This window comes from Paenibacillus sp. 01L418 (assembly GCF_056400045.1).
On the sequence record NZ_JBFTSN010000413.1, the window covers coordinates 1 to 5,641 of the forward strand.

At 41.3% G+C, this 5,641-nt stretch carries 4 protein-coding genes; all 4 read left to right on the forward strand.

The window, feature by feature from the left end; genetic code table 11:
* Positions 1–162: 162 nt before the first annotated feature.
* A complete protein-coding gene (locus AC1DSE_RS29105) occupies positions 163–1,023 on the forward strand; it encodes a carbohydrate ABC transporter permease (RefSeq protein ID WP_076270966.1) in 861 nt (286 codons plus the stop codon).
* 72 nt (positions 1,024–1,095) lie between these two features.
* Positions 1,096–2,784 carry a type 2 periplasmic-binding domain-containing protein gene (locus AC1DSE_RS29110; protein WP_441885361.1) on the forward strand — a complete coding sequence of 563 codons (1,689 nt, stop codon included), beginning with the start codon at positions 1,096–1,098 and terminating at the stop codon, positions 2,782–2,784.
* Positions 2,785–2,986: 202 nt separating this feature from the next.
* A complete protein-coding gene (locus tag AC1DSE_RS29115; protein ID WP_441885407.1) occupies positions 2,987–4,624 on the forward strand; it encodes an extracellular solute-binding protein in 1,638 nt (545 codons plus the stop codon).
* A 32-nt stretch (positions 4,625–4,656) separates the two neighbouring features.
* A partial coding sequence (locus tag AC1DSE_RS29120) for a response regulator (RefSeq protein ID WP_477528618.1) occupies positions 4,657–5,641 on the forward strand: 985 nt, incomplete at its 3' end.

Below are 5,641 nucleotides of genomic sequence, written 5' to 3' on the forward strand. Positions count from 1 at the left end.
GTGTTGCAGTTGGTTTATTTAGAGCAGTGATCAGCGTATTGCTCTTGACGGCGGCTAACTACCTAGCCCGTAGGTCCGGCAACGGCTTATGGTAGAACATTACTTCATAACTGGGGGCGAAATCAATTGACTTTCAAGCGTTTGAGCTATAACGACCGAGCTATGGTTGTATGCATATATGTATTCCTCATTTTGTTAGCTTTCTCCGCATTGTATCCGTTCTGGAATACACTCGTTGTATCGTTGAATGAAGGAACAGATACAGCCAAAGGCGGCATTACATTTTGGCCAAGGATGTTTACATTTGCAAATTATGAAATTGTTTTTCAAGATGACAAAATTTTAAATGCATTTTACATTTCCTTTAGCCGAACGATCATTGGAACCATATCAGCAACATTTTTGACAGCATTGCTCGCGTATGGCATGTCCAAAAACTATTTAATGGGTCGTGGCTATTATTCCTTTTATTTCATCTTTACGATGTACTTCGGCGGAGGGTTGATTCCAACTTTTCTATTGATTAAATCACTCGGTTTGATGAACAGTTTCCTTGTTTACATTATTCCCGGTCTAATCAGTGTATGGAACATGATCGTATTCCGAACCTTCTTCAAAAGCTTGCCAGTGGGATTAGAAGAGTCGGCTCAAATTGACGGCTGCAGCAACTGGGGAATATTTTTCAAAATGGCGCTCCCGCTGTCTATGCCAGTAATCGCCACACTTGGTTTGTTTACAGCCATTGCCCATTGGAATGATTGGTTTGCGCCATCGATCTATGTTTCTAATCAAGATTTGCTGCCTATTCAAACGATATTGCGGAAAGTATTGAACTCTAATGTTCTAACGGATGCGATCGGAAATGACAGTATTGCTAGTGAGAAAATGGCATCGAAAGCCCTTACCTCCAAATCTCTTATTAGTGCAATGATTATGATTGTGTCTCTTCCCATTATCGCTGTATATCCTTTTCTTCAAAGATTTTTTATGAAGGGTGTTATGGTTGGATCTCTAAAAGAATAGCTTGTTGACCAGCGGTTTAAGGCGAATGTCGCTTTGGACATATATATTAATCATGAGAGGGGTAAAATCAGCATGAAGAAAATGAAAAAGCCGCTGTTAATGGTAGTCTCTGCGGTGTTTCTACTGGTAACTGTACTTGCAGGATGCAGCAATTCGGGGGGCAATGATCCAAAACCAGCAGCAACAGATTCAGCAACGAACACAAATAAAGGGAGTGAGGCTACAGACGCTCCAGCAGATCAAGCATGGGTATTTGGTTCTAGCCCGATTGAATTCTCAGCTTATACGCACTACAGCTGGCAAGATTTTCCTGACACCATGGATGCAAACCCTTTTTGGAAATACCTGAAAGAAAATAAACAAGTAACGATCAAACCGATTCACGCAAAAGGGAACTCTGCACAGCTGATGCAGACCTTTATGGCTGACTCTAGTCAAATGCCAGATGTTATTTATGGTGATCGTTACAATCCGGATATTGAAAGACTTATTGCAAATGATCAGCTCGTAGCGCTTGATCCTTATCTTGATAAGTATCCGAATTTGAAGAAATATCTTAATCCTAAGTCCATGGAACTTCTTCGTTCCGCGGATGGCAAGCTGTACAAATTCCCTAACTGGTACACAGATAAACCAACTAGTACAGCTGGTTATGTAGTGAACAAAAAAGTGTATGCTGAGCTTGGATCGCCAGCACTTGAAACATTTGATGATTTGTACGCATACCTAAAATTAGTAAAAGAGAAATACACTGATATGATTCCATTGGAACTGGATCGTGGTTCTGAAATTCAAGGACAAGGCGTTGTTTACGCAGGATTTGGTGAAAACAACCTCTACAAATCATTGAGCAGCGATGTACAAGGCGTAATCAAAGAGGATAAGCTCGTTTCATTCTTTACAGATCCTTCTTTCCGTGAGTCTCAAAAATACCTTGCAAAATTGTACCGTGAGAAGCTAATCGCACAAGATTGGTGGACACAAACAAGAGATGTCGTTGCGGAAAAAATCGTAACTGGTAAAGTAGCTGTTTATGCAGGATCAGGCGTTACTACGTTTGCTTCACGTGGAGATTCTGAGCTTAGAAAGGCAGATCCAAATGCTGGTTATTTCATGATTTGGCCTGTTCGCAAAGCTGGACTTGATAAGAACAAAATCTTTGCAGGTGGTTACGATGCACTTGGTTGGAACGTTGTGACGATTACTAAACATGCAAAAGATCCAGAAAAAATCTTCGCAGCACTTGATTGGATGACAGGACCTGAAGGTATGACAATCTCATTCTTCGGACCTGAGGGCGGCAACTGGAAAGGTTTCGATGAAAATGAACAACCAATCTTTACTGAAAACTACAATGAAGAGGAAGTAACAGCAATTCAGGCTGCAAACGATGTTGTTCACATCGTAGGAAACGTATCGTATATCGACCCAGCAAAATTGAAATACGTTAATTCACTGCCATTAGAAAAACAAAACTGGGCAGCACGTTGGCAGAGAGATATTACTTGGCCGTCATCTAATGATACAACAGCGCTTACCAACATTAATATTGAGCCGGATTCTCCATACGGTGATACCAGACAACAAATTGTTGATCTTACTCTTGAGACTCTAGCAGAATCAACTACAGCTAAGAGTGATGCAGATGTTGATCGTATTCTAGATGCAGCTGAGAAGAAAGCTAATTCGTATAAATACAAAGAGCTTCTAGAATGGCGTACTGAAAGATGGCATGCTAACAGAACTATTCTTGGAGAATAATAAGGTTTAATAGTGAAAGAGATCATCCCAAGGGATCCATTTGGATCACTTGGGATATCTCTGTATTTTTGGTTATACTTAACTTTTATATATATAGCTTGCATTTATTTTGATATTATTAAAGGGAGATTTTTCAAAAAATGCTGCTCATATAAGGGGTGCTTGGTCAGTGTACGCGAAGAAAGAGAGGTTCCTGCGGTTCATGTTGGTCTATTTCATTGTTAGTATGCTTGTCGCCTGCAGTGGAGTAGACAGTAAACCAGTTCCAATAACTGATGAGGGAACAACGGAAGAAATACAAATAAATCTACCTCCCGATCAGCTCTATGAACTAGGCAAAGAAAGGCTTGATATTTCTTTTTATGGTCACTACAGTTATTATTCGATGCCGCAGTGGGGCGCAGATCCCTCTTCGAAGTGGATTAAGGATAATCTTAATATTCACATCAAAGGAATCGACGTAGAAGGAAACGGAAAGCAGAAGCTTCGAAAGATGATTGCCAGCAAGCAGCTGCCGGATATCATTTGGGGTGATCGCGGTTATGATCTGGAACGTTTGCGTGAAGCGGGCTTACTCGTACCGCTCGATAACTATATAGATAAATATCCAAATTTAAAAAAATGGGCAGGCACTAAAATTTTAGATTTGCTTCGAGCACCAGATGGACATATTTATTATTTTCCAAATTATTACACTAATAAACCGTACGGCAACGCAGGTTATGTCGTTAATAAACGAATATATCGGGAATTAGGTTCCCCTAAGCTATCTACGACAAATGAGCTTTATGATTACCTCAATAAAGTAAAAGCCAACTATCCTGACGTCGTACCTTTTGAAACAGGAATTGCCAGTGAGGGGCAAGGAATTGATCAATTATTTTCCGCTTTCAAGGAAAATAATTATAGCTTTACTCGCTACTACGCTGTAACGAGTGGAGATAAGATGACATCGATCTATAAAGATGAAGGATTTCGCGAGTCGGCATTATTTGTAGCAAAGCTTGTGCGTGAAGGATTGATTACCTCGGATGCTTGGACCCAAACGGATGATCAGGTAAGTGAGAAGCTTATGAGCGGTAAAGTGGCGGTTTATGCCAGTGCGGACCCTATGCGTCAAGTGATGTTGGCTAATGCAGAGCTTGTAAGGAAAAATCCGGAGGATGGTTATATCTTTATCGATCCTATTTATAAGGAAGGATTGGATCCGAATAAGATTTATCCTGGCACATACAATGTGCTTGGCTGGAATGTCTCTACAATAACGACAAGCGCAAAAAATCCAGAAGCGATATTCGCTATGCTGGATTGGATGACAGGGCCGGAAGGTTCTGCTGTTCAGATGTGGGGCCCGCCGGGGCCAAACGGGTACTGGGATGGCTTCAAAGAAGATGGAATAACGCCAAAATTTACGAGCAAATACACATCAGACCCGGATGGGCTGAGTGAAATACAAGCAATCTCTGGCGAGTTGATTTGGGTTGGCAACACGGTATATCTCGATCAAACCAAAAGCGATTATGAAAAAACATTGCCTGAGGACAAGCGAAACTGGTCTACATATTGGCAGCAAAAGGTAACTTGGGAATCTCAGGGGGATGCAACACCGTTTATCAATTTGCAACCGACACCAAATTCTGACGAAGGCAGAATCTTTGCGCGGGTGAAAGAAATATGGTTAAGCGCGCGCTCATATGCGATGTACGGGCAAACGGATGAAGAGGTATTAGAGATATTGGATTTAGCGCATAAGGATTCGATGGAATCAGGTTTTCAAGAATATTTAGATTTTATTACGTCGAAGTGGCAAGAAAACTTAAAAGTATTAAATCAAGAGTAACGTAAATTTGTTAACTTGAAGGAGCTGCTCTTATGTATAAGGTATTGTTAGTCGATGACGAAGAACTCGATCTGGAAGGAATGAAACGGTTTATTCCTTGGTCTGAGCTTGGAATGGAAGTGAAGGGCAGCGTAAATAATGCATTATCAGCATGCGAAATAATAGATGAGCAGCCCATCGATATATTAGTCAGCGATGTTAATATGCCTTATATGTCAGGACTTGAGCTTGCCCGAATTGCACTCGAACGCAAACCTAATATGCGTATTATATTCGTTAGCGGCTATCAGGAGTTCAGCTACGTACAGCAGGCGTTATCTTTAAAGGCTTACAATTATGTACTAAAGCCAATGGATGACAATGAATTGGTGTCGTCTTTGTTAAAGGTGAAGCAGGATCTTGATGAGGAGAACAAGCAGCGTGAAGTGGAAGAAGCCTATCAACAAATGATTCCGATTGCCAAAAGCGACTTTTTGATTCATGTGTTGGAAGGATTGGAAACAACGGAGGGCGTTTCCATGTCCAAGCTGATTTTACACTATGGCTTCGATCAATTGAACTGGCCTATCCGTGTTGCGATTATGGAACTGGATAATCAGTCGTTGAGACAAACCGAGAACGCATCTTCACAGAGAGAATGGTCGCGCAACTCTCTTCAAATTGTACATGAAACGATTCAAAAGATAGGCATGCTGCCATACTGCAAGCTGTCATCTCAACGCATTGCTATATTGCTGGAAGACAAAGCTATTGGTCAAACCGTCAAAACGTTATGCAATGCGCTTTCGCAGCATCTAACGGTATCGATAACAACCGGCCTCGGTGAAGCAGTTCATTCGATAGAAAAGCTGCAAGTATCCTACCGACAAGCGATAGAAGCTGTTGAAGGCAAGATGTTTCTTGGAAAAGGGGATATCATCAAATATGAAGAGGTCAGAGCGGAACCAGGCATGCTGGACGCTCGGATTCTGGATACACGAATGAAAGCACTATTAAAGGCTATGGAAGGATATGAGC